This is a genomic window from Leclercia sp. UBA7405, assembly GCF_037152215.1.
Classification (GTDB): Bacteria; Pseudomonadota; Gammaproteobacteria; order Enterobacterales; family Enterobacteriaceae; genus Enterobacter; species Enterobacter pneumoniae.
Genome location: NZ_JBBCMR010000006.1, coordinates 98,241 through 124,477, shown reverse-complemented (window position 1 = coordinate 124,477; position 26,237 = coordinate 98,241). Strand labels below are relative to the sequence as shown.

Here is a 26,237-nt window from a genome sequence, read left to right as displayed (position 1 = left end):
GCAATGTAAAGCTTAAGTAATTGCCTCCTGGCGATGATAACCGCGCCACCAGACAAGCAGGTTCAGAAGTGCCATCACGCTACCCACCAGGCACACCCCAGCCCAGCCCGCATGTTGCCACGCCGAGGCAGAGATCAGCGACCCCGCCGCGCCGCCAATGAAGTAGCTGGTCATGTATCCGGCGGTCAGACGGTTACGGGCATCCGGCTTCACGCGATAGATGACCGTCTGGTTGGTGATATGCACGCCCTGCACGGTGAGATCCAGCACCAGAATACCAACAATCAGCGACAGTACTGAGAGATGCCCATACCAGATGGCTGACCAGGAGAGCAGCAGCAGAACCAAACTGGCTGATGTGGTGAGGTGTGATTTGCCCTTGTCTGCCAGGCCACCTGCAGGTCGCGCGCCCAGCGCTCCCGCCGCGCCTGCCAGACCAAACAGGCCAATTACCCCTTCGGAATAGTTGAACGGGGGAGAGGCCAGCAGGAAGGCCATGGAGGTCCAGAGAATACTGAAATTTGCAAAGGTGAAGCAGCCCAGCAGGGCGCGGGTACGCAGCAATTTATCCTGCGTGAACAGACTGAATACGGAGCCGAGAAGCTGGAAGTAGTTAAGATGGTTTTCCTGCTTCACTTTTGGCAAGCCGCGCCAGAGGGCGATGGCCATGATCACCATTAATACGCTTGCCACCCAGTACACCGTGCGCCAGCCACCGAGACTGGCCAGTAATCCCGCCACGGTACGCGCCAGCAAAATGCCCAGCAGCAGGCCACTCATGATGGTACCCACCACTTTGCCGCGTTTTTCCGGGGCTGCGAGGGTAGCGGCCAGCGGGACGAGGATCTGCGCCACGACCGAGAATAACCCGGTCAGGGCGGTGCCGAGGATCATCATGCTCAGCGACTGGCTGCTGGCGGTGATCAGCATTCCGCCTGCGGCGAGCAGGGTCATGAAAACGATCAGGGAGCGGCGTTCAAACATATCCCCAAGCGGAACGAGCAACAGCAGGCCGGCGGCATAGCCGAGCTGGGCGGCGGTCACGATAAAACCCGCAGAGCTCGCCGAAAGGTTAAAGGCGCGGGCGATGGTATCGAGCAGAGGTTGCGCGTAGTAGTTGCTGGCGACAGCCAGACCCGTTGCGACTGACATCAGTAAGATCAGTGCCGGGCTAAGTCCTTGAGAAGTTTTGGTCATTATGGTCTGAAATCATTAGTTAAGTGATTATCGATTCGGAAACCATAATAACGGATGAATGTGAATGTTGGGGAATTGTTACGTGATGGATTGTGCGCTTTGACTTTCCCTGACCAGGAGGGTGAGGGAATTCAAACACCCTCTCCCGGAGGGAGAGGGTGGGGGAGGGAAGTTACTTCTGCGCGGCCAGTGCCTCTTTCACCCAGCCATCAAACTGCTGCTGGTGGGCTTTAATCCAGCCATCAACATGGCCTTGAACGTCGGCTTCTGAGGATTTTCCTGCGTGCATCATCGCATTCTGAGCATTGATGTCTGCCAGCGGCAACTTCATGACCGAGAACAGCTTCGCCGCAGCCGGGTTCTTTTCAGCCCAGGCCTTGTTAGCCACGATGTGCATGGTATTCACCGGGAAACCATAGTTCATACCGTTTGGCAGTTTAGTGTCGATATCTTTCTGCTCGCCGGGCAGGGAGGAGAACGGTACCTGCAGCCACACCACGTCTTTACCCGGTTTCATCACATCGCTGACCCAGTACGGGGTCCAGGTGTAATAGATGATAGGCTTGCCCTCTTTGAAGCGGGCGATGGTATCGGCCATCATTGCGGAGTAGTTGCCGTGGCTTACCTCGACGGTTTTCTCCAGGTCGAAGGCTTTGTTCTGGTGGTTAATAACCGCTTCGCAGCCCCAGCCCGGTGAGCAGCCCATCATGTCCGCTTTGCCATCACCGTTGGTATCAAACAGTTTGGCGATCTTCGGATCTTTCAGCTGTTCAATATTGGTGATGTGGTACTTATCCGCCGTTTTTTTGTCAATCAGGTAACCTTGCGCTGCACCGGTGACAAACGTCCCTTCACGGTAGAATTTTTTCTCGCCGCCCGCAGCAGCATACATATCATCATGCAGCGGCTGCCAGTTTACGGCGGTAAAGGTTGCATCACCGGAGGCGATCGAGGTGTAGCCCACGTTGTAATCCACTTCGCTCGGCTTATTAACGGTGTAGCCGAGTTTTTCCAGCGCGCGGCTGACGATAAGGGTCTGGAAGCTCTCTTCCGAAATGGTGCTCTGAACCGGTTGAACGGTAATGCCTTTGCCTGGCAGGTCAGCGGCGTATGCGCTGGTAGAGACAAGGGTGGCAAACGCTGTGGCAAATAAAATGTTATGTCGCATCGTTGTTCCTTCGTTTTTGGAGGGGTGCTGCTGGCCCGGCAGAGAGATGCCGCCGGGCAACAACAGGATTACTTCGTGAATGGACGAGTCAGCAGACCCACCGGGCCGGTGGTGTACCAGCGACGGTTTCCGCGACTGCGTGAATCGCGGCCGACTGCCTGAGTCAGGCGATCAAGGATGATGGCGAGGATCACAATGCCCACGCCACCCACGGTAGCCAGTCCCATATCAAGACGGCCAATGCCGCGGAGTACCATCTGGCCCAGACCGCCAACGGCAATCATCGAGGCGATAACCACCATCGACAACGCCAGCATCAGCGTCTGATTAACCCCGGCCATAATGGTCGGCATCGCCAGTGGTAACTGTACCTTGAACAGCATCTGACGCGGGCTGGCGCCAAAGGAGCGTGAGGCCTCGATCAGATCCGCTGGCACCTGGTTAATGCCCAGTATGGTCAGGCGGATAATTGGCGGCAGGGCGAAGATAATCGTGACCACTACACCCGGCACGTTACCGATACCAAACAGCATGACGATGGGCACCAGGTAGACGAAAGCCGGCGTGGTCTGCATGGCATCCAGCAGCGGGCGAATGATTTTTGCCGCTCGCGGGCTTCGTGCCAGCCAAATCCCCATCGGCAAACCAATCACTACGCAGAAGAGCAGGGCGGTCAGCACCAGCGCCAGGGTGATCATCGCCTGCGACCAGGCGCCGATGGCACCAATGGCGATCAGGGATATCAGCGTGGCAATCCCCATTCCCGCGCTGCCAAACTGCCAGGCGATGAGCGAGAACAGCACGATAGCTACCGGCGCGGGCATACCCAGCAACATCTGCTGGAATCCATTCAGAATATAATCCACCGGGACGCGGATCCCCTGGAATACGGGGCGGAAGTGCGTCACTACCCAGTCGATCCCCTCGGTCACCCAGCTATCCAGTGGGATCAGGGTTTTATGGAAGGGATCCATAATATTAAAGTGTTCCGGTGCCGGCGCTGGCGCGCTATTCAGCCAGTCTGCCGCGCCGCCATCGGTGGGTGCGGGTGTGGATGAACCCCACGCGTCCGCAGATTGTGCAGCGCTATCCGCCGCTTCAGTGGTGCCCCACGGGTTTTGTTCAGCCATTGTTTGCCCCCTCGCGATCTAAAGCCTGCAGCAACATGCGTTTTGAGATGATGCCGACGTACTGTTGTTCTTCACCGACGACCGGTACCGCGCAGGGTGCCTGGCCAACGTGAGAGAGCAACTCGCTGAGCGGCGTTTCGGCATCCACGGCGAGCGGAGAGTCGATTAACGCCGCATCGATTCCCTGATTGTCGCCCAGGGCGGTTTTCAAAGAGTCGATGGAGACAACGCCTACAAATTTATTACCACGTTCAATGACGTAGCCGAATTCACGATCTTCGTCCTGCAGCAGTTTCAACGCCGAGCGCGGGCCAAAACCTGGCGTGCGGCGAATAATGCCGTTTGGCGTACGACGGGCAATATCTTTTGCGCTAAAGACCTGGCTAATGTCCACGCCACGGAAGAAGGTGCGCACATAATCATTGGCCGGATTATTCAGTATTTCATCCGGGGTGCCGACCTGTACCACTTCACCGTTCTGCATAATGGCAATACGATCGCCAATACGCATCGCTTCGTCCAGATCGTGGGAAATAAACACGATGGTGCGCTGATGTTTCGCCTGCAGTTTTACCAGTTCATCCTGCATCTCGGTACGAATTAAGGGATCGAGTGCTGAGAAGGCTTCGTCCATTAATAAAATATCGGGATTAATGGCTAATGCACGGGCTAATCCGACACGCTGTCGCATCCCGCCGGAAAGTTCATCCGGGTAAGCATGCGAATAATTTTCCAGCCCAACCTGACGCAACGCATCCAGCGCTTTTTCCTGGCGCTCTTGTGCGGGTACGCCCGCTAATTCCATGCCAAACGCGGTATTATCCAGCACCGTCATATGCGGCATGAGGGCGAATGACTGAAAGACCATTGCAATCTTTTTTCTGCGCACCTCGCGAAGCTCGGCATCAGATATTTTGGCAATATCTTCGCCATCAATCAGCACCTGTCCGCGGGTGGGTTCAATCAGGCGATTGAGAAGGCGAACCATAGTGGATTTACCCGAACCGGATAACCCCATGATGACAAAAATCTCGCCTTCTTCAATGGCCAGACTGGCGTCTTTAACGCCAAGCGATAGCCCTGTTTTTTCCAGAATTTGCTCTTTCGAAAGTCCTTTTTCGATATATTTGAACGCACGCTGTGGATGCTCGCCAAATACTTTATAAAGATTCTTCACTTCTAATTTAATTGCCATGCAATAGAGAGTGTCCTGTTATTTGCTTATGTCGATATGATTACCATGGTAAATAGTTAACTGGCATTACCCTAACATACTCAGAATCTGAGACAACCCTGGGTTCGCTTGTGGTATGAATTTTGCGGTCAGCGAAACGGCGCTATTTCCCATGAATAAAGGGCTGAGCGTGAGTTGAATTTCTCTGATTTTTTTGCGGCTGCCAGCGGAATTTCACCTGAATCAGAGTGATTCAGGTGAATAGTGCATAGAAATTACAGTGTAGAAGGTGTGGAAATATTTGCGGGAAAAGAATGCGATTTATATTAAATTAATAAACGTTAATTCGCAGATTAAAAGTCCCAGTCTGTATCTTCCGTCTCCACCGCTTTACCCATAACGTAAGAAGAACCCGACCCGGAAAAGAAGTCATGGTTTTCATCCGCGTTGGGTGACAGCGCCGCCAGGATAGCCGGGTTCACTTCCGCCATTTCGGGGGGGAAGAGCGCCTCATAACCGAGGTTCATTAGCGCTTTATTGGCGTTGTAACAGAGGAACGCTTTCACCTCTTCTTCCCAGCCCGTTCCCGCATATACGCTTTCAGTGTATTGCAGTTCGTTGTCATAGAGATCCATCAACAAATCCAGCGCAAAGCTTTGTAACTCTTCACGCCTGGCGTCGCTGACTTTCTCCAGCCCTTTCTGGAACTTATAGCCAATGTAATAGCCATGCACCGCTTCATCACGAATGATCAGGCGAATCAGATCGGCGGTGTTGGTCAACTTGCCGCGACTCGACCAGTACATCGGCAGCCAGAAGCCGGAATAGAAGAGGAAAGATTCCAGAAACACGCTGGCGATTTTCTTTTTCAACGGTTCATCGGCGCGGTAGTGGTGCAGTATCAGTTCGGCTTTCCGCTGCAACGCGGCGTTCTCTTCGCTCCAGGCATAGGCCGCGTCCACATCTTTGGTCTGGCAAAGCGTCGAGAAAATCGAGCTGTAAGAGCGGGCATGTACCGCCTCCATAAAGCTGATATTCGACATCACCGCCTCTTCGTGCGGGGTGAGCGCATCTGTCATCAACGCCGGTGCGCCCAGGGTGTTCTGAATTGTATCCAGCAGGGTCAGCCCGGTAAAAACGCGAATGGTCAGCTGCTGCTCGGCCTGCGTCAGGGTTTGCCAGGCTGAAATATCATTGGAGAGCGGAACCTTTTCAGGCAACCAGAAGTTACTGGTGAGGCGATTCCAGACCTCCAGATCCTTATCGTCCTCGATTTTGTTCCAGTTAATGGCGCGAACCAGTGACAGTTTCATCCTCTCTCCTTACAGCGCGCAGGACACGCAACCTTCAATTTCGGTACCTTCCAGCGCAAGCTGGCGCAGGCGAATGTAGTACAGCGTCTTGATCCCTTTCTTCCAGGCATAGATTTGCGCTCTATTAATATCGCGCGTGGTGGCGCTATCCGGGAAAAAGAGCGTTAACGAGAGCCCCTGATCCACATGCCTGGTCGCCTCGGCGTAAGTATCGATAATCTTTTCCGGGCCGATTTCATACGCGTCCTGATACAGCGCCAGGTTGTCATTGGTCATAAAGGGGGCAGGGTAGTAAACGCGGCCGGTTTTGCCCTCTTTGCGAATCTCCACCTTCGACACAATCGGATGGATGCTGGAGGTCGCGTGGTTGATATAGGAGATCGAGCCGGTAGGCGGCACGGCCTGTAGGTTCTGGTTATAGATCCCATACTCCATCACGTCATTACGCAGCTGCTGCCACATTGCGCGGGTCGGCAACACAATCCCGGCGCGAGCAAACAGGTCGCGCACTTTGGCGGTCTTCGGCTGCCAGTCACCTTCCAGATACTGGCTGAAATACTCCCCGCTGGCGTAGCGTGACTGCTCAAACCCGGCAAAGCGTTGACCCCGTTCGCGCGCCAGCATCATTGAGGTGTTCAGCGCGTGCCAGGTGATGGTGTAGAAATAGAGGTTAGTAAAATCCAGCCCCTCCGGGCTGCCGTAGGCGATACCTTCGCGCGCCAGATAGCCGTGCAAATTCATCTGCCCAAGCCCAATAGCATGCGAGGCGGCATTGCCCGCCTCAATGGACGGCACGCTGCGGATATGGCTCATGTCCGATACCGCCGTCAGGCCGCGCACGGCAGTCTCAACCGTGCGGCCAAAATCGGGGGAGTCCATGGTATGGGCAATGTTCAGCGACCCGAGATTACAGGAGATATCCTTGCCGATATCGGCGTAATCAAGATTTTCATCGTAGGTCGAGGCGCTGTTAACCTGCAAAATCTCGGAGCACAGGTTGCTCATATTAATGCGGCCGGCGATGGGGCTGGCGCGGTTTACCGTGTCTTCATACATAATGTACGGATACCCGGACTCAAACTGAATCTCGGCCAGCGTCTGGAAGAAATCACGGGCATTAATGTATTTTTTGCGAATGCGATCGTCAGCAATTAGCTCGTCATACAGTTCGCTTATCGCCACGTCGCCAAAGGGTTTGCCGTACAAGCGCTCAATATCGTAAGGCGAAAAGAGGGCCATCTCCGCGTTCTCTTTCGCAAGTTTAAAGGTGATATCCGGGATCACCACACCCAGCGAGAGGGTTTTGATACGGATCTTTTCATCGGCATTTTCACGTTTGGTATCCAGGAAACGCAAAATATCCGGATGGTGCGCGTGCAGATAGACCGCCCCGGCTCCCTGGCGGGCGCCCAGCTGGTTGGCATAAGAGAACGCATCCTCCAGCATCTTCATGACCGGAATTACGCCGGACGACTGATTCTCAATGCGCTTGATAGGTGCGCCCGATTCCCGCAGATTTGAGAGAAGAAACGCGACCCCGCCGCCGCGCTTAGAGAGCTGTAACGCGGAGTTCACCGCCCGGCCAATTGACTCCATATTGTCTTCAATACGCAGCAGGAAGCAGGAGACCAGCTCACCACGCTGCGCTTTTCCGCAGTTCAGGAACGTGGGCGTCGCCGGCTGAAAGCGGCCGGATAACATCTCTTCTGTGAGTTGTTGCGCCAGCGTCTCATTCCCCTGTGCGAGGGTTAACGCCACCATTACTACCCGATCTTCAAAGCGCTCAAGATAGCGTTTCCCATCGAAGGTCTTCAGGGTGTAACTGGTGTAAAACTTCCAGGCGCCAAGGAACGTCTTGAAACGAAAACCGCTGGCGTGAGCGTGCTCGAAAAGCGAAACCAGAAAGCGGGGATCGTAGCGGGCCAGCACGCGCTCTTCGTAATAGCCTTCACTCACCAGGTAGTCGAGTCGGGCCGTTACGCTGGCGAAGGTCATGCTATTAGGGATCACATGGTGCGTGAAAAAGGCGTCCACCGCCTGATGGTCTTTCTCAAACTGAATACGCCCCTCACGATCGTAGAGGTTAAGCATCGCATTCAGGGCGTGGTAGTCGGTCGTTCCCTGGTTTACGCGTTCTGCGGTTGTCGTTGCCAAAATTCGTTTACTCCTTTACGCACATTCTCTACATCCTGCTGTGTCCCCATCAGTTCAAAGCGATAGAGATACGGCACGCCGCATTTTTGAGAGATAACATCCCCGGCGCGGCAGTAGGCCTCGCCAAAATTGCGATTGCCCGCCGCGATAACCCCGCGGAGCAGCGCCCGGTTATGCGGATCGTTAAGAAAGCGGATCGCCTGACGGGGTACAGCCCCCGCGGTGCCGCCGCCGCCATAGCTCGGCACCACCAGAATGTAGGGTTCGTCTACCTGAATGCGCTCCCGCTCGTTGAGGGGGATACGGATTGCCGGCAGCCCGACACGCGTGATAAAGCGGTGCGTGTTTTCCGAGCTGCTGGAGAAGTAGACAAGCAGGCTCATGCGCTGGCGGCCTGCGCCTGCAGACGGTTAATCATGTCCGGGCGGAAGCCAGACCAGCTGGTCTCGCCGGCGATCACCACAGGTAATTGGCGAAAACCGCGCGCGCGGAGTGTCTCGGCGGCGTCCGGAACCTGATCAACATTCACCATCTCGAAGGACACGCCGCGGTTTTCCATCGCACGTTTCGTTGCGAGGCACTGCACACAGTTGTTACGAGTGTAAATAGTAATGCTCATGATTCGTATTTCCATTTAGAATAACAGGACGCCGCGAAAAATCGCGAGCAGTAGTGTCTGTGTTGCTTAAAGGAATACTAGATGTAGTTATCTAAAGTTTCAACCATACAAGATATGGGAAAATTAGATTGATGCGCCTCTGTTGATGAGCACAGCGGGGGACGGGGTGTTATAGCGGCTTTACAGCCAAAAAAAGAAAACCCCCGCTAACGGAGGTTAGCAGGGGCAGAGTAATAGCCCGGATCCGTGACTATTTACGCAGGCTCAGCAGCGCACCGACGAAGATCCCGACAGCGGCCACGGTACCGACGGCACACAGCGGTTTTTCGCGGATAAAGGTGGTTGCACACCCCATCGCATCACATGCTGCTTGCTGGGTCCGGGAGCGACCCTGCATACGGGCGCGGGTTTCACGCAGTAACGCTTTCGCTTTGCGTCTGGCGACATCTGCCTCATCTTTCGCATCTGATCCCCAGGACTTCAGAACATCTTCCAGCGTGTCGGCTAATTTGCTGACATCGTTATGAATATCCTGAACGCCGTCATCCACATCATTTCGGTTTGATCTGTTAAACATACATTCCTCCCTTGAATTTGCGGTATTAAAGAGTTTAGTCCAGCTTTTTAATATCTGAAGTCTGTCACGGCATAATTGGCCGTTTATGGAATTTTCTGAAAGCACTGCTATTGCTGATTACGGTAAGGTTGCCGGGCAGGAAAAGATAATGAGGATTAAATATGTATTTACGACCTGATGAGGTTGCGCGCGTTCTTGAAAAAGCCGGATTTACTATGGATGCGGTAACGCAAAAAGCGTACGGCTATCGCCGTGGTGAAAATTATGTCTATGTAAACCGGGAAGCGCGTATGGGACGCACGGCGCTGATCATCCATCCAACGCTTAAAGACAAAAGTTTGTCTTATGCGGAACCTGCCTCAGAGATAAAAACCTGCGATCAGTATCAGCAATTTCCCCTCTATCTAGGCGGGGAAAGGCATGAACATTATGGTATTCCGCACGGGTTCAGCTCCCGGATGGCGCTGGAACGTTTTCTGACAGGTCTGTTCGGCGAACCGCAATAAAATCGCGACTGGCATCAGCCAGTCGCTGCATCCTGCGCTTTTACCGGGCTATACGGGCTGACCCGGAACAGGCGGCGGCAATAATCGAGAAAATAACCGTAAGCCGCACCCATCAGCATTGAAACCACAATATTTGAACTGACCGCGGCAGCAATCTGGTGCCAGTCAGCGCCCACCGTGAGCAAAATAGCGACATACACCGGCGACTGAAAGGTCACATAGGCCAGTACATCTGCCAGATTTTTCATCCAGCCCGTTGGGCTTACGCGGCGCGCATAGCGCATAATGGCATCGCGGTAAAAACCGTAAGGCCATGCAATAAGTATATTGACCGGCACCGCCACCAGCCTGGAAGAAAGCGACTGTTCAAAGCTCATCCCGGAGAGAAAGATCTCGATCAGCATGTTCACAACCGAACAGTAGACAACCATCGCAAAGGTGTCTGCTACCGCATGGCGCAGGCGAGACTGTCGAGAGAACATGTCAGAACTCCTTGGAAAGAGGGCTAAGAAGACGTCAAAGCAATGTTGCACGGTGCTTTAAGTTGCATTATTTTTCGCGTATAGATTATATCTCTGCCTGTTAACTCACAATTAGTGATTAATTTTTATTTGTTACGCTTTTGGCAACAAAATTCTCTAAAATTGGCGATTTTTGAACCTGGTCGTTATTTTGTCTCCTGCTGCTTATTTTGTTCTTTTAAAACAATAAGATAATCTTTAGCTTGCTGTGGGCTGACAATTGGCGTAGGCCCCATTAAACGGGATACGCTTTTCTGGTATGCAGGAGGGGGCGTCTGCGTGGATTGTTTCTGATAAGTGGAATAATAAGTAGGATATGCTGCCTGTAAGAAATGTATTTTATGCAGATAATCTGAATAGATATTCCATGGCGCGCTGTTTACTATATTTAACATTAATAAATAAGATATAAACCAGGTCGACAAATAAAGGACTAATGGTGGCGAAATACCCTGCCTATATTTTATTATCGGCAGGGTAGGCGGCATTAATTATAATTTCGTGCGCTATAATCTGGATGTTCAAAAGCAAATAGATTACTATCGGACGGTAAATGATATTTAAACGATTAGAAAAGGTCTTCATATTATATGACTTCGTTGTTACAGAATTTGAATAATATCCGTACGCTGCGCGCGATGGCTCGTGATTTCTCTCTCGAGGTACTGGAAGACATGCAGGAAAAGCTGCGTATTGTTATCGAAGAGAAGCGTGTTGAGCAGCTTGAAGCTGAGCAGCAGCGTGCTGAACAGCAGCAAAAAATAGCTGCTTTGCTGGAGCGTATGAAAGCAGACGGTATTTCCGCCGAAGATCTGCTGGGCTCTGAAGCCGCTATTGGCGCAGCACAGCCGAAAAAACGTAAAGTTCGTGCGCCAAAATACCGTTTTACTGATGCCGATGGTCAGGAAAAAACCTGGACCGGCCAGGGACGTACGCCTAAGCCTATTTCCGTCGCACTGGCGAACGGTAAATCGCTGGATGATTTTCTGATCTAATTCGTGCGCACCGGGCGGCACTCACCGCCCGGTAGCGTCTGCTTAGCAGACGCCGAAATCCCCTTCTTCCTGATACGGCGTCAGGTCTGCCGCTTTTACGGTAAAGCGCTCGCCCGCTTCGTTACTGGCTTGCACCACAACCACCTGATCTTCATTCACTTCTAAGACTTTCAGTTTTGGACCGCCCATACGCGGTTGCACAAGATCGCCGACAGAAAACATACTTACCTCCTCATTGTTATCGTGACCCTAACATTAGCCCAGCCGCCGTCAGGGGTACAGTCTAACCTTTGATCTGGCTTTAAATGGCCAGCATCAGTCAGTGTAAAGAGGGTAAAGGAGGGTAAAAGCGGGCGTCAAAAATGGCGATGCGCAGTAAACTCGCTACGCTTAGAGATAAATCTCTTTTTTTACAATGACCTGATTGCTTGCATGGAGAAATTATGGGTTTCTGGCGTATTGTTATCACCATTCTGTTACCGCCGCTGGGCGTGTTGCTTGGCAAAGGTTTCGGCTGGGCATTTATCATCAACATCGTGCTGACGCTGCTGGGTTACATCCCGGGCCTGATTCACGCCTTCTGGGTGCAGAGCCGCAGCTAGTCCCGCCACAGTAAATCGTTATAAATCCCGGTCAGCACCCCCTGGGGCTTAAACTGCTCTTTAATCCAGCGGGTCACCTGGCCGGTGGCCGCATGTTGCGTGGCCAGCAGCATGCGTGAGTCCTGGCGCGGATTATTAATCTTCCGCGTCACCAACAGGCCATCTCCTACCGCTTCGCGCGCCATGTATTCCGGTAAAAATCCAATCCCCTCACCCAAAATCTGACACTGGCACTTGGTATTGAAATCGGGAACCAGAATGGCTTCCTGCCCGTGCAACAGCCAGCCAACTTTTTTGTTGATGGTATGGGCGGTATCTTCCACCATGATGTTGGGATAGAGCCGTAGCTGACTTTCGGCAAGCGGCTCGGGGGCAAAGGCCAGTGGATGCGTGGGGGCGATGGCAAAGACCCAGCGAATCGCACCGATTTCGGTGTAATCAATGCCACCGCCGTCGAGCAGGGTGTCCGGCGCGCCGATGGCGATATTGGCCTGATTATTAATAATCGAATCCCAGACGCCGTTGTAGACTTCAGTCGTGACCGTAATCTGCGTCGTGGGGAATTGCTTTTTCAAGACCTGGAGAAGGCGAGCCGTGTGCCGTGGGGTATACAGCAGCTGATTAATGCAGATCCGCACCCGGGCTTCAATGCCCTGCGAGATAGTGTCGATGCTGCGCTTGATGGCATGAAAGTCATTTAGCAGATCGGTAGCTTTGCGGTAGAAATAGAAGCCCGATTCCGTCAGTTCAATACTGCGGGTGTTGCGCACAAACAGCACCACGTCCAGCCCGGTCTCCATTCGCTTGATGGTGTAGCTAATGGCAGATGTCGTCACCCCCAGCTCGTCTGCCGCCTTACTGAAGCTGCTAAAACGGGCGGCGGTAGTAAATGCCAGTAAGTTCTCTTCGGTAAAAATAGAATTCATCGCTCACCTTTCGGGCTTTTCGCATCGGTTGAATCTATTTATAAACCGCGTCAGCGGCAACCAGTTTTGAACAATATTTAACACTGCGCTTACAACTCATTTGAAGCAAATCACACTTCTGCGAATTTGTTGCGAGCCCCGCAGTGCAAGGGCTGACGAGATATAAGCAGAATGCTGTTTTAAGGCAGAAAAGGGCAGTAAACATAAGAAAAAGATTGCACAGACGCACATTATCACCGGATTGTTGAACGTTGTTTAATAATCACTCTCCTTACGATGAATGCTTTTTAAGCGGATTCTTTTCCGGGATCGCTGTTGCTATTCTCAACGCATCAGAAAGGAAAACCAGGAGTGTGAATATGTCTGCGAATGAACTCGTCACGGAATTTCTCGTTGCCGCTGAACAAGGTGATACCGAGGGGCTTAAAGCCTGTCTGGCGAAAGGGGTAGATATCAATGCCATTAATCGTCAAAAACGCACCGCCATTATCATTGCCAGTCTGAATAAGCATTATCCCTGCGTTGAACTCTTAATTGCTGCCGGTGCGAATATCGACCAGCAGGATCACACCTGCTTCAACCCCTTTTTAATTAGCTGCCTGACTAACGATTTAACCCTGCTGCGAATCGTACTGCCCGCAAACCCGGATCTGGATCGCCTCACCCGCTTTGGCGGCGTGGGCATTACGCCGGCCAGCGAAAAAGGGCATGTAGAGATTGTGCGCGAGCTGTTGGCGAAAACGGATATCAACGTTAACCATACTAATTTCGTGGGCTGGACGCCGTTGCTGGAAGCCATCGTGCTTAACGATGGCGGGGCGAAACAGCAAGAGATCGTCAAACTCCTGCTTGATCATGGCGCGAACCCTCACATGACCGATAAATACGGTAAGTTTCCGCTCGAACTGGCGCGCGAAAAAGGCTTTAACGAAATCGCCGAACTGCTGATCGCCGCAGGCGCGTAATTCAGCGCGGCCAGCTGTCCGGCTGGCCTGAAATAACAGAACCCTTTTTACCATCATGCCAAATGGCAGGATGGCGGCCACCCTTTTGCCCGAATTCGGGAGGAAATCATGCCAACCAAAATCGTTGTGAAAAAGAACAGTTATTTCGACTCTGTCTCGTTGATGTCGGTTTCAACAAAAGCCAATAAATTACCGGGCGTAGAGCAGGCCTTTGTCGCCATGGCGACTGAAATGAATAAAGGGGTATTACGCAATCTCGGCTTACTGACCCCGGAATTAGAGGCGGCCAAAAACGGCGATCTGATGATTGTCATTAAAGGCGATGCCTCCAACGACGACACCCTGGCCGCCATCGAAGCCCTCTTCGTCCGTAAAGAGAGCGCGGGCGCTCACGAAGCGCGCTATGCGACGCTAACCAGCGCCAAAAAACACCGTCCGGAAGCAAACCTTGCCGTGATCTCGGTAAATGGCACCTTTGCCGCCCGCGAAGCGCGCCAGGCCCTGGAAAACGACCTGAACGTAATGCTCTTTTCCGACAATGTGTCGCTCGACGACGAGCTGGCGCTGAAGCAGCTGGCGCACCAGAAAGGGCTGCTGATGATGGGGCCGGACTGCGGCACCGCCATCATCAACGGCGCGGGGCTCTGCTTCGCCAACGCGGTACGCCGTGGGCCAATCGGTATTGTGGGCGCCTCCGGCACCGGCAGCCAGGAGCTGAGCGTGCGCATCCACGAATTTGGCGGCGGCGTCTCGCAGCTGATTGGCACCGGCGGGCGCGATCTGAGCGAAAAAATTGGCGGCCTGATGATGCTCGATGCCATCGACATGCTGGAGGCGGATGAGGGTACCCAGACGATCGCGCTGATCTCCAAGCCGCCCGCCCCGGCGGTCGCGGAAAAAGTGCTGGCCCGCGCACGCGCCTGCCGCAAGCCGGTGGTGGTCTGTTTCCTCGGGCGCAACGATCCCCCGGCCGATGAAGATGGGCTGCAGTTTGCCCGCGGCACGAAAGAGGCGGCATTAAAAGCGGTACTGCTTACGGGTATTAAAAAAGAGTCTCTGGATCTGCATCCGCTCAACTGGCCGCTGATTGAAGAGGTGCGCGCCCGCCTGACGCCGCAGCAAAAATACATTCGCGGCCTGTTCTGCGGCGGCACCCTGTGTGATGAAGCGATGTTCGCCGCGCTGGAGAAATTTGACGACGTCTACAGCAACATTCAGCCGGATACGACAAAACGCCTGCGCGACATTAACGTCAGCCAGGCACACACCTTCCTCGACTTTGGTGACGACGACTTCACCAACGGCAAACCCCACCCGATGATCGATCCCACCAACCGTATCAGTCGCCTGCTGCAGGAAGCGCGCGATCCGGAGGTAGGGGTGATCGTGATGGACTTCGTCCTCGGCTTTGGGGCGCATGAGGATCCGGTCGGCGTGATGCTCGACGCCATCAAAGAGGCGCAGGCGATCGCCAAAGCCGACCATCGCCCACTGGTGATCCTGGGCTATGTACTGGGCACCGATCAGGATCCGCAGTCCCTGGCGCAGCAGTGCCAGTTACTCACGGACGCGGGCGTGATCTGGGCCAGCAGCAGTACCAACACCGGATTACTGGCGCGTGAATTTGTCTGCAAAGGGGAGAACGCATAATGACCACCTTATTCAACCAGCCGCTGAACGTGATCAACGTTGGCATTGCGATGTTCAGCGACGATCTTAAAAAGCAGCACATCCCCGTGACCCAGCTCGACTGGACGCCGCCGGGGCAGGGCAACATGCAGGTGGTGGAGGCGCTCGATCAGCTGGCGGATAAGCCGCTGGCCGAGAAGATCGCTGCCGCCAATAAAGTGGCCCTTGAGCGCATCATTCAATCTCATCCGGTGCTGGTGGGCTACGACCAGGCCATCAATGTGGTGCCGGGGATGACCCGCACCACCATTCTTCATGCGGGCCCGCCTGTAACCTGGGAAAACATGTGCGGTGCGATGAAGGGGGCGGTGACCGGGGCGCTGGTCTTCGAGGGGCTGGCGAAAGATATTGAGGACGCAGCGCGCGTCGCGGCTTCCGGCGACATCACCTTCTCGCCGTGCCATGAGCACGACTGTGTCGGCTCCATGGCGGGCGTCACCTCTGCCTCAATGTTTATGCACATTGTGGAAAACAAAACCTACGGCAACCGCGCCTTTACCAACCTCAGCGAGCAGATGGCGAAGATCCTGCGCATGGGGGCCAATGACCAGAGCGTGATCGATCGCCTGAACTGGATGCGCGACGTGCTCGGCCCGATGCTGCGCGATGCCATGAACATTATCGGTGAGATCGACCTGCGCTTAATGCTGGCGCAGGCGCTGCATATGGGCGACGAGTGCCACAACCGCAACAACGCAGGCACCACGCTGCTGATTCAGGCCCTGACGCCGGGGCTGATTCAGGCAGGTTATCCGGTTGAGCAGCAGCGGCAGGTGTTCAAGTTTGTCGCCAGCAGCGACTACTTCTCCGGCCCGACGTGGATGGCGATGTGTAAAGCCGCCATGGATGCCGCCCACGGTATCGAATACAGCACCGTGGTCACCACCATGGCGCGTAACGGCTACGAGTTCGGGCTGCGCATCTCTGGCCTGCCGGGGCAGTGGTTTACCGGCCCGGCACAGCAGGTAATTGGCCCCATGTTCGCCGGGTACAAGCCGGAAGACTCCGGACTGGATATTGGCGACAGCGCCATCACCGAAACCTACGGCATCGGCGGCTTCGCCATGGCCACGGCGCCGGCGATTGTGGCGCTGGTGGGCGGCACGGTGGAGGAGGCGATCGACTTCTCCCGCCAGATGCGCGAAATCACCCTCGGGGAAAACCCCAACGTCACTATTCCGCTGCTGTCGTTTATGGGGATTCCGACCGCCATCGACATTACCAAAGTGGCGGGAAGCGGCATTCTGCCGGTGATCAATACCGCCATTGCCCACAAAGACGCCGGTATCGGCATGATTGGGGCGGGCATCGTTCACCCGCCGTTTAGCTGTTTTGAAAAGGCGCTGTTGACCTTCCGCGATCGCTACATCCTATAAGGTAAGCATCCATGAAAAGCATGAAACTGGAGTGGAAAAGAGGTGACTGGGCGGCATATTTCGGGTTGATGACCAACAACCTGACCAATCTGCTGACCATGATGGGGCTGCTCATTTTTGTCGTCGGCATCCCGAAGGAGATTGTTTATGGACGCATTGCGCCAGCCTTCGGGCTGGCGGTACTGGTAGCGAGTGTCTGCTACACCTGGTTTGGCCTTCAAATGGCGCGCCAGACCGGACGTAACGACGTCACCGCGCTACCGTCTGGCCCGAGCGCACCGTCGATCTTCACCGTGACCTTTCTGGTGTTGATGCCGGTCTATCAGCAGACCGGCGATGCAGATTTCGCCATCCAGATTGGCCTGGTGTGGTGCTTCGTTGAGGCGCTGATCCTCGCGGGCGGTTCCTTCCTCGGGGAGACCATCCGCAGGATGATCCCGCGCACCGTGCTGCTGTCGTGCTTGTCCGGTCTGGGTCTGCTGCTGCTGGCGATGAACCCGATGCTGCAGGCCTTCGAAGCGCCGACTGTGTCGTTCATCGTACTGCTGCTGATCTTCATCAACTGGTTTGGCAAAAAGCCGATCTTTGCCCGTATTCCGACCGGCCTGCTGCTGTTGATCGCCGGTACGGTGCTGGCGTGGATCTCCGGCCTGCAAAGCCCGGAGGCGATCAGGGCCTCGATGTCGTCGTTCGGCTTTAACCCGCCGTCCGTCCATATCGACGGCTTTATGCAGGGCCTGCCGCACGCGCTGCCGTATCTGGCCTCCGCCGTGCCGCTGGGGCTGGCGAACTACATCTTTGACCTGGAGAACATCGAGAGCGCCCATGCGGCGGGAGATGAATACCCGACGCGTAAAGTGATGCTGGCCAACGGCCTGGCGTCGATGCTCGGCTGTCTGATGGGTAACCCTTTCCCGGTGACGGTCTACGTCGGCCACGCGGGCTGGAAGGCGATGGGAGCCAGCATCGGCTACACCCTGGCCTCCGGTGTGACCATGTTCATCGTGCCGCTGTTCGGGCTGGGAGCCTTTATGCTCGCCATCATTCCGATGACCGCCATCGTGCCGATTCTGGTCTTTATTGGCGTGGTCACCGCCAACCAGGTGGTGAGGGAGACGCCGAAAGTGGAGGTGCCCGTGATCTTCATCTGCCTGTTCCCGTGGATCGCCAACTGGGCGCTGACCATGATGAACAGCGTGATGGGGGCGGCGGGGACAAACGCAGCGAAAATTGGCACCGACGTGCTGCACAGCAAAGGGATCTATTACGAAGGTTTAGTCCATCTGGGCAGCGGCGCGCCGCTCGCCAGTATGCTCTGGGGCTGTATCGCTATCTTCGCCATCATCAACAAACCTTTGCGCGGCGCCGTTGCGGCGGCGGGTGGGGCGCTACTGGCACTATTCGGGGTGATCCACGCGCCGGTGGTCGGCTTCGCCGAAGGCAGTTCGCTGCTGTTCGTTACGGCCTACCTGATGATGGGCGGTATGTTCGTGGTGAAGCATGTGCTGGATAGCCGGGAAGCGGCAAGCGCGGCGGCACCGGTTTCTGAGTCCTGATAATGCCTGATGCCCTCACCCTAACCCTCTCCCACAGGGAGAGGGGACATGAACTCCCTCGCCCCCTTGGGGAGAGGGTAGGGGTGAGGGGAAAATATCGCACCGTTGCGAAGGAAAACAAATGAAAGAGCTCATGGTTGTCGCCATCGGCGGCAACAGCATTATCAAAGATAACGCCAGCCAGTCGGTGGAACATCAGGCCCAGGCGGTGAAAGCGGTGGCGGAGTCGGTGCTGGAGATGCTGGCCTCCGACTATGACATCGTCCTCACCCACGGTAACGGCCCGCAGGTGGGGCTGGATCTCCGGCGCGCTGAAATTGCTCACGAGCGGGAAGGGCTGCCCCTCACCCCGCTGGCCAACTGCGTGGCAGACACCCAGGGCGGTATCGGCTACCTCATCCAGCAGGCGCTGAACAACCGCCTGGCGGCGCGCGGCGAGCAAAAAGCGGTCACCGTCGTTACGCAGGTAGAAGTGGATAAAAACGATCCTGGCTTTACCCATCCCAGCAAACCGATTGGCGCGTTCTTCAGTGAATCCCAGCGTGATGAACTGCAGCAGACGCACCCCGACTGGCATTTTGTCGAGGATGCTGGCCGCGGCTATCGCCGGGTAGTGGCGTCACCCCTGCCGGTGCGCATTGTGGAGGCCGATGCCATTAAGGCGCTGACGCAAAAAGGCTTTGTTGTAATCGGCGCGGGCGGCGGCGGTATCCCGGTGATCCGCACCGAGGAGGGGGATTACCAGAGCGTGGATGCGGTGATCGACAAAGATCTCTCCACCGCGCTGCTGGCCCGTGAGATCCACGCCGACGTCCTGGTGATTACCACCGGCGTCGAGAAAGTCTGCATACATTTCGGCAAGCCCAACCAGCAAGCGCTGGAGAGGGTTAACGTGGCGCAGATGATGCGCTATATGGAAGAGGGCCATTTCCCGGCCGGCAGTATGCTCCCCAAAATTGTCGCCAGCCTGGCGTTCCTGCAGCAGGGTGGCAAACGGGTGGTGATCACCTCACCGGATTCCCTGCCTGCGGCGCTGCGCGGCGAGACCGGTACCCACATCGTGAAAGCGTAAGTAAAAGGAAAAAGACAATGAATGAGAATAAAAGCCGCCGTGAGTTTATTAGCCAGAGCGGCAAAATGGTCACTGCCTGCGCCCTGTTCGGGGCTACCGGCTCCGTCGCGTATGCTGCCGATACCGCCGCACCCACCTGTGAGACGGGCAAACCCATGAACATCACCGCCAGCCACTATTATCTGGATAACGTCCTACTGGAAGCGGGCTTCCAGTTTGACAATAACGTGGCTCTCAGCACCCGTACCGAGCTAAAAACGCTGGAGATCAAAGACGGCAACATAGCCGCACTGCGCGATAACAAAAGCCATGCGGATGCAGCCCTGCCGCACTACGATGCGGGCGGAAAATTGTTGCTGCCCGCGATGCGCGACATGCACATTCATCTGGACAAGACCTTCTATGGCGGCCCATGGCGTTCGCTGAATCGCCCGGCGGGGACCACCATCCAGGACATGATCCGACTGGAACAAAAAATGTTGCCAGAACTGCAGCCTTACACGCAAGAACGTGCGGAAAAGCTCATCGATCTGCTCCAGTCAAAAGGCTCCACCGTCGCCCGCAGCCATTGCAACATTGAACCGACCTCCGGCCTGAAGAATCTGGAAAACCTGCAGGCGGTCCTGGCGCGCCGACGTGCCGGGTTTGATTGCGAGATCGTGGCCTTCCCACAGCACGGTTTATTGTTTTCAAAATCGGAATCATTAATGCGAGAGGCGATGCAGGCCGGGGCGCACTACGTGGGCGGACTGGACCCCACCAATGTCGACGGCGCTATGGAAAAATCTCTCGATCTGATGTTCCAGATAGCGCTCGATTACGACAAAGGGGTGGATATTCACCTGCATGAAACCAGCCCTGCGGGCATTGCAGCGGTGAACTACATGGTAGAAACCGTGGAGAAAACGCCGGAACTGAAGGGCAAACTGACCATCAGCCACGCCTTTGCGCTGGCGATGATGGATGAAAAACAGGTGGATGCTATTGCTACGCGCATGGCAGCGCAGCAGATAACCATTGCCTCTACCGTGCCCATCGGTACCCTGCATATGCCGCTGAAACAGCTGCAGGATAAAGGCGTGTTTGTTATGACCGGTACCGACAGCGTGATTGACCACTGGTCGCCGTATGGCCTGGGGGACATGCTGGAAAAAGCCAACCTCTACGCGCAGCTCTATATCCGTCCCAACGAGCAGACGCTCTCCCGGGCACTGGCTATCGCCACTGGCAATGTGTTGCCGCTAAATGATAAAGGCGAGCGGGTATGGCCGAAAGCTCAGGACGAGGCCAGCTTTGTGCTGGTGGATGCCTCCTGCTCCGCCGAAGCGGTGGCGCGCATTTCACCGCGTAGCGCCACCTTCCACAAGGGCAACCTCGTCTGGGGCACCGTGGGCTGAAGTGCCTCTCTCCCTCTCCCACAGGGAGAGGGCTGGGGTGAGGGCAACAGGCCGCACTGACTTCATTAATACCCCACCTGATAGATCCGTCCGCTTTGCACCCCTTCTACGCTACGGCGATAGGCTTGCGCCACCTTCGCGGCGGGCACGCTTTCAAACCCCGGAAAGAAGCCGTCATAGGCCTCTGCGGATTCAGTGAGCACCGTGGGGCTAATCAGGTTAATGCGAATACCGTGCGGCAGTTCGCAGGCGGCGGCGCGGACAAAGCCCTCCAGCGCCGCATTGACCGTGGTGGCATTCACCCCCTGCGCAATAGGCTCGTGGGCGATAATGCCGCTAATCAACGTAATGGAGCCCCCTTCATTCAGATAGTGCTGGCCGGTCAGCGCCAGGCGCACCTGACCGAGCAGCTTATCCTGCAAACCCTGATTGAAATCGCTCGCTTTCATGGTGGCGAGCGGGCCAAAGTGCACGCCACCGCTGGCGGAGACAATCGCATCCACCTTACCGATAGTGTCGAACAGGGCCTGGACGCTCTCCTGCGAAGTGATATCCACCTGATAATCCCCCTGCGTGCGCCCCACGCGAATCACCTCATGGCGATCGCTTAACGCCTCAGTTACCGCACGACCCACCGTACCGCTGGCACCAATAATTACGATTTTCATAGCCGACTCCTCTTGTTGTGTGTCTCCATTCTTTAATAAATAAAAAGTCGGATAAACTGGGTTAAAGTTAGATGATTACTAACCAGAGGTTTGCAATATGGATAAGCTTCGCGGCATGGAGACCTTTATCGCGGTGGTGGAGAGCGGCAGTTTTATTGGCGCTGCAACGCGTCTGGAGATGTCGGCGGTAATGGTGGGCAAATACATTGCCCAGCTAGAAGCGCGTCTCGGTACACGTCTGCTGGAGCGAAACACACGCCGCCAGAGTCTCACCGACGCCGGACGCGTTTATTACGACGAGGCGAAACGCGTCATTGAACAACTCGGCATCGCCGAGAGCGCCGTCGAGCGCCTGCGCACCGCGCCGGCGGGCACGCTGCGGGTCAGTGCGCCCACCTCGTTTGGCGGTTGCGTTATTGCCCCGCTGGCGGCCACTTTTCTGCAAAGCTGGCCAGAGGTACGGGTAGAGCTGGATCTGACCAACCGGCTGGTCGATCTGGTGGAGGAGGGGATTGACCTGGCGATCCGCATCGGCGAGATCCATCAGCAGGATCTGGTGGCGCGATACCTCTGCGCCTACCGGATGGTGATCTGCGCCGCGCCGGACTATCTGGCGCGTCATGGCACACCGCAAACCCCGGCCGATCTGGTGGATCATCTCTGCCTGTCGCACACGGTCTGGACTGCCCGCAACGAGTGGCGCTTACCGGGTGTGGAAGGGGAGGTGCGCTGGAAGCGTGACGCCATTTTGCGCTGTAACGACGGATATGGATTACGGATGGCCGCGTGTGCCGGAGCCGGGCTACTGCTACAGCCAGAGGTGCTGGTGGAAGAGGAACTTAAAAACGGTAAGTTGATCAGGGTGCTGGAGTCGTTTACCCCGGCACCCAGGCCGGTTCACCTGCTCTGGCGGCAAGATTTGCGTCCGCTGCCGAAGCTGACGCAATTTATCGCCCATCTCACCGCCCAGGCGGGGGAACCGAATTAGAAGCGGTAACCTACGGTCAGGTTCCAGCCGTTGATGCCGTAGTCGTCGCCCAGGTCTGCATTGGTGCCTTCGTAGCCCACGCCAATCGCCAACTCCGGCGTTGGGTTAAACTGCACGCCCGCGCCGTAAGCGAAGGAGGTCGATTTTTCAGAGATGCTATCGCGCTGGGTGTAATTATCGCCGCCGTTAACCCAGGTGGTATGACCGTCGGCTTTCACACGCGCCACGCCGCCCAGCGCATACAGAGATACGTAGTCGTTAATACGGTAAGCCGGGCCAACCAGCAGAGAGTAATATTTCGCTTCAATATGGTTTTTTACGGAGTCAGAGAACAGATAATAATGTTCATCTTCGTCGCCGCTCATATAGGTGAATGAGCCCATCAGGCTGACCGGAGAGTCCCACTCATAGCGATACTGAACGTTTACGCCGCGGATATTTTTAAAGTCTTCGACTTTACTCTGCGCATAACCGACAGAAACGGTTTGGTTATCTGCCAGAGCCGCGCCACTTGCCAGACCCGCCGCAACCAATACCGCCAGAGATAGCTTTTTCATTTTCCGTAATCCTTGTTGTCGTTTTTTATGTGTAATGCCATATCTCCCCACCCGTCGGGCTGGAGATATTCCACTGCAAATTAAGGCGGTAGAATTGTTGGTTTTTTTACTGGGGGATAAAATAGGGAATAATCTTAAAGGCCGGAATAGTCCTGGAATTAGCCCCCCCTGTATTGGTAGGGGAGCACGTTTACTCATCATAACCATTGGTCATATTATTCTGGGTGTAATAATGCCGCAGATTAACTAAAAGGAGACGTAAAGGGTAACTGGCGAGCAAGGATTTTTTTCGCATCAGCAGGATCGGCATTAACCAATAATTGACCGATTCTGTTGTGCAGCTCGTCTAACTCGCTCAATTATTTATCCTGAGATTTCATGTAGTAGGTGAGTAGTGTCTGCTAATCAGAATATTTAAAATCAATAGTGATGTTGAGCTTTTCAACATCGGCCTTTATTTCACAGGCGTGCCAGAAAGAGGGCCGATGTGATGAGACGTTTTCCACAAAAATCTCCTCAGCTCAACCAGGAGATCCAGCAAATCTGCATTGGCTTGTGCGCCAGCAGTGAACCAGTTTGTCTCACCTGAGGTGCTGTCCACATAATCAAACTCACATTTGCAGTGGTCGCCTTCAGGCGACAGCTCAGCGCGCGCAATGATTTTTGCGGCACTATTGGGCGCTGCGGCTATTAAGATCGAGCCAATGTCATTATAAATATCCTGGGATTGACGCATCATTTTTCCTGACAGATAAATTAGTTCAAATGAGGCAATTTTTATGCCCGTAATCATCATATACCAGCCAGGCTAAAATTTGATAAAAAGCGTTGTAAATTATGCCGTTATGATTTTTCCATCAACGTTGCGTGGCACAGGTGATTATGCTCCGTATACTGAAGATGTATTGAGTGGTTCCCATATTCGTATTTTGACCATTCATTGATCCAGTCAAGGAGCATGTCGACTTTGCCTTCGCCAGACAAAGTGGGTTTTCCGAGCAATTTTATAATGAATGTCCTGTCCATCCCGCCTTTAATTCCCGGGATAAAATTGCCTGTAAAAGGTGAATACCCAGCTTCATTGCCAAAGTAAAAATGAAGATGACTTAAACAGTCTTTCCGAAACCCCATCTCGATACCAGAGTGGTAAAATTTATAGTACTTCGTTTTCCCACCAGAATCGTTATATTCGTCAGCATCAGCTGATATAACCGGGGATTCACCAATAGCCTGACACAGGTTAATAACTTCAACAGAATCTTCCCTTTTACCAAGGATATCTATAAAACTAGCCCATTCCACTGTCATTTTATAACTCCCCTCTGGCGTGTATTTCTTAACAATAATATCTTGTTTGTTAAAGCACAAATTCATAGCAAAAAAATTCCGCTAACCGAGTTCCAGGCAATTGTTAATTATCATAACAGGCTCTTCCCTGAGCTTGGTGTTCCACTTAGCACCAGACACGGCATAAATCTCATCAATGGCCTGGTTAATCAGCTTAGATGCTGCTTCCAGATCGCCTGCTTTGAGCGCCTTTTCCGCACCCTTAAAGGCTTTGCCCGCAACATCCCCTGCGCCATGAATGATGTCAATCGTCTCAGCCAGATAATCAAGCGCACTGTGAGCTTCCGCGAAGCTCTTGTTATCACTAAGACCGGGGCAAAATCTACGCCAAACAACGCCATCTCTTTCAGCGCTCATTCCGGCACAGTTTTCGCGCTTATAGCGTTCATTTTCGGCCTTCACCTGCTCTTCGGCCACTTACTTTGTAATTTTACCCTGCGCCAGCATCGCTGCGATGTTGCCCTCAATTATGTATAGAGGCTATCGTCGTAAGGCGCTTCAGCCAGAATTTTTTGAATGTCAACTCGCGCCTCCGACTCCCAGGCTGGGTTCATATTCGCCATTATTTCAATAAATTTTGGAAAAGCGATGCGCCGTCCATCCCTTCCTTCAACCCTGTGTTCTAACTCATACTGGTAGGCAATCTGATAGGCGAATTCGGACATTATCCAATAAAGCAGCGTATTCAAAGAGTGAGTGACTTTTCGGGAAAACTCATACCCTCTTTCTGAGTAAATATAATTATATGAATCTTTTTCGAATGAAATATAGGGAGTGCCGTCGCCATAGGGAGCAGAACACAGATTCACTGAATGTTTTGGAAAGCCAGCTCGTAAAATCATCTCATCAGCTTGTCTTTGTATTTCATCAATATTTACTAACATATTAGCGAACCTCGCGAATAGACTTATTCTTCAAAAGTCATTCTACACAGACGGATTGCCACTGGAACACTAACGTAATCCCAGCGTATCGGGAAGGGCTTTGACAAAGTCGGATTCATCCCCCCGATAGGCTTTCGCAATTTCTGCAAAGGAATCGATAATGCTCCCTTTCTCATCGTCCGTTAATAGCTTAAGCTCGGCGGCAATATGTTCCAGCATTTCCACAGCGGCATCTGGATTGAGCGAATTTTCGCCAGTAAATTCAAGGAAAATGGCCATATCGGCAATAACTTTAATTAAATGATGTGATTGTGTCATAGATTCTTTCCCCATAATAAAGTCAATTCTGCGTATCGGAAAGTGTTTTAACAAAGTCATTATAGGCTTATGAAGATGATAAAAATAAGCATCGGGCTCATCCTTAACAACCTCAAATCGTGCTAACAATTTAGTGAATAGCCCTTCGGGAACGGGATAATGTGTGGCTTCGTTTCTATCACAATAAGAATAAAAAAACGCCTTTTCAAGTTCCGGAATAGAAAGTCTTTCCGCCTGGCTATAAAGATACTGATACGCGAAACTCCATTCACTGGACAGTAGTAAGAAATCCAGTGCGGCTGATTTTAGTTCATCATTGACCTGGGACTGCTGCAAAAATCTCTGGCAATATTTTAGCGCCGTGGGTTGATCTTCCACGAGTGGCATGCCCAGATATTCCAGAGCATCATCATTCGGATCGTTAAATGAATCTGATTCGACATAGCCGTTTAATAGGTAGAGATCTAATCCTGTCTGTAGTTGATCAACTGATTTGGTTGTCATTTACAGGCTCCTGTCTTCACCGAAGATAATTGTT

The 26,237-nt window shown here is 53.9% G+C and carries 29 protein-coding genes; 10 read left to right on the top strand and 19 right to left on the bottom strand.

All coding sequences use genetic code 11. From position 1 onward, the window contains the following. Nucleotides 1–12: 12 nt before the first annotated feature. From WFN75_RS20615 to WFN75_RS20575, 9 genes are all read right to left on the bottom strand, one after another. On the bottom strand, nt 13–1,197 hold the full coding sequence (locus WFN75_RS20615; protein WP_040074303.1) for an MFS transporter: 1,185 nt from the start codon (nt 1,195–1,197) through the stop codon (nt 13–15). A gap of 172 nt (nt 1,198–1,369) precedes the next feature. Continuing rightward, nucleotides 1,370–2,365 (bottom strand): glycine betaine/L-proline ABC transporter substrate-binding protein ProX, encoded by a 996-nt coding sequence (gene proX, locus WFN75_RS20610; RefSeq protein ID WP_046886117.1) that lies wholly within the window; start codon nt 2,363–2,365, stop codon nt 1,370–1,372. A gap of 68 nt (nt 2,366–2,433) precedes the next feature. Further along, complete coding sequence (gene proW / locus WFN75_RS20605; protein WP_040074305.1) at nt 2,434–3,495, bottom strand: glycine betaine/L-proline ABC transporter permease ProW; 1,062 nt, start codon at nt 3,493–3,495, stop codon at nt 2,434–2,436. Further along, complete coding sequence (gene proV, locus WFN75_RS20600; RefSeq protein WP_046886116.1) at nt 3,488–4,690, bottom strand: glycine betaine/L-proline ABC transporter ATP-binding protein ProV; 1,203 nt, start codon at nt 4,688–4,690, stop codon at nt 3,488–3,490. Before proV ends, proW begins: the two co-directional genes overlap by 8 nt. Before the next feature lie 332 nt (nt 4,691–5,022). Next, nucleotides 5,023–5,982, bottom strand: a complete 960-nt coding sequence (nrdF, locus tag WFN75_RS20595) for a class 1b ribonucleoside-diphosphate reductase subunit beta (protein ID WP_336996743.1) — start codon at nt 5,980–5,982, stop codon at nt 5,023–5,025. 9 nt (nt 5,983–5,991) lie between these two features. Beyond that, complete coding sequence (gene nrdE / locus WFN75_RS20590) at nt 5,992–8,136, bottom strand: class 1b ribonucleoside-diphosphate reductase subunit alpha (protein ID WP_233800772.1); 2,145 nt, start codon at nt 8,134–8,136, stop codon at nt 5,992–5,994. Next, nucleotides 8,109–8,519, bottom strand: a complete 411-nt coding sequence (nrdI, locus tag WFN75_RS20585; RefSeq protein ID WP_336996742.1) for a class Ib ribonucleoside-diphosphate reductase assembly flavoprotein NrdI — start codon at nt 8,517–8,519, stop codon at nt 8,109–8,111. The genes nrdE and nrdI overlap by 28 nt, the downstream gene beginning before the upstream one ends. Continuing rightward, complete coding sequence (gene nrdH, locus WFN75_RS20580) at nt 8,516–8,770, bottom strand: glutaredoxin-like protein NrdH (RefSeq protein WP_072039482.1); 255 nt, start codon at nt 8,768–8,770, stop codon at nt 8,516–8,518. Before nrdH ends, nrdI begins: the two co-directional genes overlap by 4 nt. A 235-nt stretch (nt 8,771–9,005) precedes the next feature. Then, nucleotides 9,006–9,332 (bottom strand): DUF883 domain-containing protein, encoded by a 327-nt coding sequence (locus tag WFN75_RS20575; protein ID WP_336996741.1) that lies wholly within the window; start codon nt 9,330–9,332, stop codon nt 9,006–9,008. Between the two features lie 161 nt (nt 9,333–9,493). On the opposite strand from WFN75_RS20575, the gene WFN75_RS20570 reads away from it, so the two are divergent. Next, nucleotides 9,494–9,838 (top strand): DUF2002 family protein, encoded by a 345-nt coding sequence (locus tag WFN75_RS20570; protein ID WP_040074312.1) that lies wholly within the window; start codon nt 9,494–9,496, stop codon nt 9,836–9,838. 14 nt (nt 9,839–9,852) lie between these two features. Here WFN75_RS20570 and alaE read toward each other — a convergent pair whose 3' ends face one another. Beyond that, the gene (gene alaE / locus WFN75_RS20565; RefSeq protein ID WP_046886110.1) at nt 9,853–10,320 is read right to left on the bottom strand and encodes an L-alanine exporter AlaE; all 468 of its coding nucleotides are present in this window, start codon (nt 10,318–10,320) and stop codon (nt 9,853–9,855) included. A 629-nt stretch (nt 10,321–10,949) separates the two neighbouring features. Between alaE and stpA the strand changes: the two genes are divergently transcribed. Next, complete coding sequence (stpA, locus tag WFN75_RS20560; protein ID WP_207292273.1) at nt 10,950–11,354, top strand: DNA-binding protein StpA; 405 nt, start codon at nt 10,950–10,952, stop codon at nt 11,352–11,354. Nucleotides 11,355–11,396: 42 nt separating this feature from the next. On the opposite strand, the gene WFN75_RS20555 is transcribed toward stpA, so the two are convergent. After that, entirely contained in the window at nt 11,397–11,576 is a 180-nt protein-coding gene (locus WFN75_RS20555) for a hypothetical protein (protein ID WP_040074315.1), read from the bottom strand. A gap of 221 nt (nt 11,577–11,797) precedes the next feature. On the opposite strand from WFN75_RS20555, the gene WFN75_RS20550 reads away from it, so the two are divergent. Then, nucleotides 11,798–11,956, top strand: coding sequence for a YqaE/Pmp3 family membrane protein (locus WFN75_RS20550; protein ID WP_040074316.1), 159 nt, complete (start codon nt 11,798–11,800; stop codon nt 11,954–11,956). Here the strand turns inward: WFN75_RS20550 and WFN75_RS20545 are convergent. After that, a complete protein-coding gene (locus WFN75_RS20545; protein WP_207292272.1) occupies nt 11,953–12,882 on the bottom strand; it encodes a LysR substrate-binding domain-containing protein in 930 nt (309 codons plus the stop codon). The two genes, WFN75_RS20550 and WFN75_RS20545, sit on opposite strands and share 4 nt — an antisense overlap. Nucleotides 12,883–13,241: 359 nt before the next feature. Between WFN75_RS20545 and WFN75_RS20540 the strand changes: the two genes are divergently transcribed. From WFN75_RS20540 to WFN75_RS20515, 6 genes are all read left to right on the top strand, one after another. Beyond that, nucleotides 13,242–13,847: an ankyrin repeat domain-containing protein gene (locus tag WFN75_RS20540; protein ID WP_336996740.1), complete on the top strand. Its 606-nt coding sequence runs from the start codon at nt 13,242–13,244 to the stop codon at nt 13,845–13,847. Nucleotides 13,848–13,955: 108 nt separating this feature from the next. After that, nucleotides 13,956–15,497, top strand: a complete 1,542-nt coding sequence (gene fdrA, locus WFN75_RS20535) for an acyl-CoA synthetase FdrA (RefSeq protein ID WP_336996739.1) — start codon at nt 13,956–13,958, stop codon at nt 15,495–15,497. Then, nucleotides 15,497–16,912: a DUF1116 domain-containing protein gene (locus WFN75_RS20530; protein WP_336996738.1), complete on the top strand. Its 1,416-nt coding sequence runs from the start codon at nt 15,497–15,499 to the stop codon at nt 16,910–16,912. Before fdrA ends, WFN75_RS20530 begins: the two co-directional genes overlap by 1 nt. Nucleotides 16,913–16,923: 11 nt before the next feature. After that, complete coding sequence (locus WFN75_RS20525; protein WP_046886104.1) at nt 16,924–18,468, top strand: hypothetical protein; 1,545 nt, start codon at nt 16,924–16,926, stop codon at nt 18,466–18,468. 121 nt (nt 18,469–18,589) lie between these two features. Continuing rightward, on the top strand, nt 18,590–19,540 hold the full coding sequence (locus WFN75_RS20520; protein WP_286808174.1) for a carbamate kinase family protein: 951 nt from the start codon (nt 18,590–18,592) through the stop codon (nt 19,538–19,540). Nucleotides 19,541–19,557: 17 nt separating this feature from the next. Then, nucleotides 19,558–20,937 (top strand): amidohydrolase family protein, encoded by a 1,380-nt coding sequence (locus WFN75_RS20515; protein ID WP_336996737.1) that lies wholly within the window; start codon nt 19,558–19,560, stop codon nt 20,935–20,937. A 65-nt stretch (nt 20,938–21,002) separates the two neighbouring features. Here WFN75_RS20515 and WFN75_RS20510 read toward each other — a convergent pair whose 3' ends face one another. Continuing rightward, nucleotides 21,003–21,605 carry a short chain dehydrogenase gene (locus WFN75_RS20510; protein ID WP_263617692.1) on the bottom strand — a complete coding sequence of 201 codons (603 nt, stop codon included), beginning with the start codon at nt 21,603–21,605 and terminating at the stop codon, nt 21,003–21,005. Nucleotides 21,606–21,702: 97 nt separating this feature from the next. On the opposite strand from WFN75_RS20510, the gene WFN75_RS20505 reads away from it, so the two are divergent. Continuing rightward, nucleotides 21,703–22,593 carry a LysR family transcriptional regulator gene (locus WFN75_RS20505; RefSeq protein ID WP_207292265.1) on the top strand — a complete coding sequence of 297 codons (891 nt, stop codon included), beginning with the start codon at nt 21,703–21,705 and terminating at the stop codon, nt 22,591–22,593. On the opposite strand, the gene WFN75_RS20500 is transcribed toward WFN75_RS20505, so the two are convergent. The 6 genes from WFN75_RS20500 to WFN75_RS20475 form a co-directional block, all read right to left on the bottom strand. After that, a complete protein-coding gene (locus WFN75_RS20500; RefSeq protein WP_040074328.1) occupies nt 22,590–23,150 on the bottom strand; it encodes an Ail/Lom family outer membrane beta-barrel protein in 561 nt (186 codons plus the stop codon). The two genes, WFN75_RS20505 and WFN75_RS20500, sit on opposite strands and share 4 nt — an antisense overlap. 454 nt (nt 23,151–23,604) lie before the next feature. Further along, on the bottom strand, nt 23,605–23,946 hold the full coding sequence (locus WFN75_RS20495; protein ID WP_253274062.1) for a hypothetical protein: 342 nt from the start codon (nt 23,944–23,946) through the stop codon (nt 23,605–23,607). Nucleotides 23,947–23,993: 47 nt separating this feature from the next. Next, on the bottom strand, nt 23,994–24,458 hold the full coding sequence (locus WFN75_RS20490; RefSeq protein ID WP_336996736.1) for a hypothetical protein: 465 nt from the start codon (nt 24,456–24,458) through the stop codon (nt 23,994–23,996). An 81-nt stretch (nt 24,459–24,539) separates the two neighbouring features. Continuing rightward, entirely contained in the window at nt 24,540–24,914 is a 375-nt protein-coding gene (locus tag WFN75_RS20485; protein WP_336996735.1) for a hypothetical protein, read from the bottom strand. A gap of 50 nt (nt 24,915–24,964) precedes the next feature. After that, the gene (locus WFN75_RS20480; protein ID WP_046886099.1) at nt 24,965–25,381 is read right to left on the bottom strand and encodes an Imm63 family immunity protein; all 417 of its coding nucleotides are present in this window, start codon (nt 25,379–25,381) and stop codon (nt 24,965–24,967) included. Between the two features lie 69 nt (nt 25,382–25,450). After that, complete coding sequence (locus tag WFN75_RS20475) at nt 25,451–26,203, bottom strand: hypothetical protein (protein ID WP_336996734.1); 753 nt, start codon at nt 26,201–26,203, stop codon at nt 25,451–25,453. Nucleotides 26,204–26,237 lie beyond the last annotated feature (34 nt).

Excerpts from the sequence above, each read along its gene's own strand:
- WFN75_RS20575 (WP_336996741.1), bottom strand. The coding sequence starts at position 9,332 with ATGTTTAACAGATCAAACCGAAATGATGTGGATGACGGCGTTCAGGAT.
- WFN75_RS20490 (WP_336996736.1), bottom strand. The coding sequence starts at position 24,458 with ATGACAGTGGAATGGGCTAGTTTTATAGATATCCTTGGTAAAAGGGAA.
- WFN75_RS20500 (WP_040074328.1), bottom strand. The coding sequence starts at position 23,150 with ATGAAAAAGCTATCTCTGGCGGTATTGGTTGCGGCGGGTCTGGCAAGT.
- alaE (WP_046886110.1), bottom strand. The coding sequence starts at position 10,320 with ATGTTCTCTCGACAGTCTCGCCTGCGCCATGCGGTAGCAGACACCTTT.
- WFN75_RS20505 (WP_207292265.1), top strand. The coding sequence starts at position 21,703 with ATGGATAAGCTTCGCGGCATGGAGACCTTTATCGCGGTGGTGGAGAGC.
- WFN75_RS20510 (WP_263617692.1), bottom strand. The coding sequence starts at position 21,605 with ATGAAAATCGTAATTATTGGTGCCAGCGGTACGGTGGGTCGTGCGGTA.
- WFN75_RS20525 (WP_046886104.1), top strand. The coding sequence starts at position 16,924 with ATGAAAAGCATGAAACTGGAGTGGAAAAGAGGTGACTGGGCGGCATAT.
- nrdI (WP_336996742.1), bottom strand. The coding sequence starts at position 8,519 with ATGAGCCTGCTTGTCTACTTCTCCAGCAGCTCGGAAAACACGCACCGC.
- proW (WP_040074305.1), bottom strand. The coding sequence starts at position 3,495 with ATGGCTGAACAAAACCCGTGGGGCACCACTGAAGCGGCGGATAGCGCT.
- WFN75_RS20540 (WP_336996740.1), top strand. The coding sequence starts at position 13,242 with ATGTCTGCGAATGAACTCGTCACGGAATTTCTCGTTGCCGCTGAACAA.
- proX (WP_046886117.1), bottom strand. The coding sequence starts at position 2,365 with ATGCGACATAACATTTTATTTGCCACAGCGTTTGCCACCCTTGTCTCT.
- WFN75_RS20520 (WP_286808174.1), top strand. The coding sequence starts at position 18,590 with ATGAAAGAGCTCATGGTTGTCGCCATCGGCGGCAACAGCATTATCAAA.
- nrdH (WP_072039482.1), bottom strand. The coding sequence starts at position 8,770 with ATGGAAATACGAATCATGAGCATTACTATTTACACTCGTAACAACTGT.
- WFN75_RS20530 (WP_336996738.1), top strand. The coding sequence starts at position 15,497 with ATGACCACCTTATTCAACCAGCCGCTGAACGTGATCAACGTTGGCATT.
- WFN75_RS20550 (WP_040074316.1), top strand. The coding sequence starts at position 11,798 with ATGGGTTTCTGGCGTATTGTTATCACCATTCTGTTACCGCCGCTGGGC.
- WFN75_RS20545 (WP_207292272.1), bottom strand. The coding sequence starts at position 12,882 with ATGAATTCTATTTTTACCGAAGAGAACTTACTGGCATTTACTACCGCC.
- WFN75_RS20570 (WP_040074312.1), top strand. The coding sequence starts at position 9,494 with ATGTATTTACGACCTGATGAGGTTGCGCGCGTTCTTGAAAAAGCCGGA.
- WFN75_RS20555 (WP_040074315.1), bottom strand. The coding sequence starts at position 11,576 with ATGTTTTCTGTCGGCGATCTTGTGCAACCGCGTATGGGCGGTCCAAAA.
- WFN75_RS20475 (WP_336996734.1), bottom strand. The coding sequence starts at position 26,203 with ATGACAACCAAATCAGTTGATCAACTACAGACAGGATTAGATCTCTAC.
- WFN75_RS20495 (WP_253274062.1), bottom strand. The coding sequence starts at position 23,946 with ATGATGATTACGGGCATAAAAATTGCCTCATTTGAACTAATTTATCTG.
- fdrA (WP_336996739.1), top strand. The coding sequence starts at position 13,956 with ATGCCAACCAAAATCGTTGTGAAAAAGAACAGTTATTTCGACTCTGTC.
- WFN75_RS20515 (WP_336996737.1), top strand. The coding sequence starts at position 19,558 with ATGAATGAGAATAAAAGCCGCCGTGAGTTTATTAGCCAGAGCGGCAAA.
- stpA (WP_207292273.1), top strand. The coding sequence starts at position 10,950 with ATGACTTCGTTGTTACAGAATTTGAATAATATCCGTACGCTGCGCGCG.
- nrdF (WP_336996743.1), bottom strand. The coding sequence starts at position 5,982 with ATGAAACTGTCACTGGTTCGCGCCATTAACTGGAACAAAATCGAGGAC.
- proV (WP_046886116.1), bottom strand. The coding sequence starts at position 4,690 with ATGGCAATTAAATTAGAAGTGAAGAATCTTTATAAAGTATTTGGCGAG.
- WFN75_RS20615 (WP_040074303.1), bottom strand. The coding sequence starts at position 1,197 with ATGACCAAAACTTCTCAAGGACTTAGCCCGGCACTGATCTTACTGATG.
- WFN75_RS20480 (WP_046886099.1), bottom strand. The coding sequence starts at position 25,381 with ATGTTAGTAAATATTGATGAAATACAAAGACAAGCTGATGAGATGATT.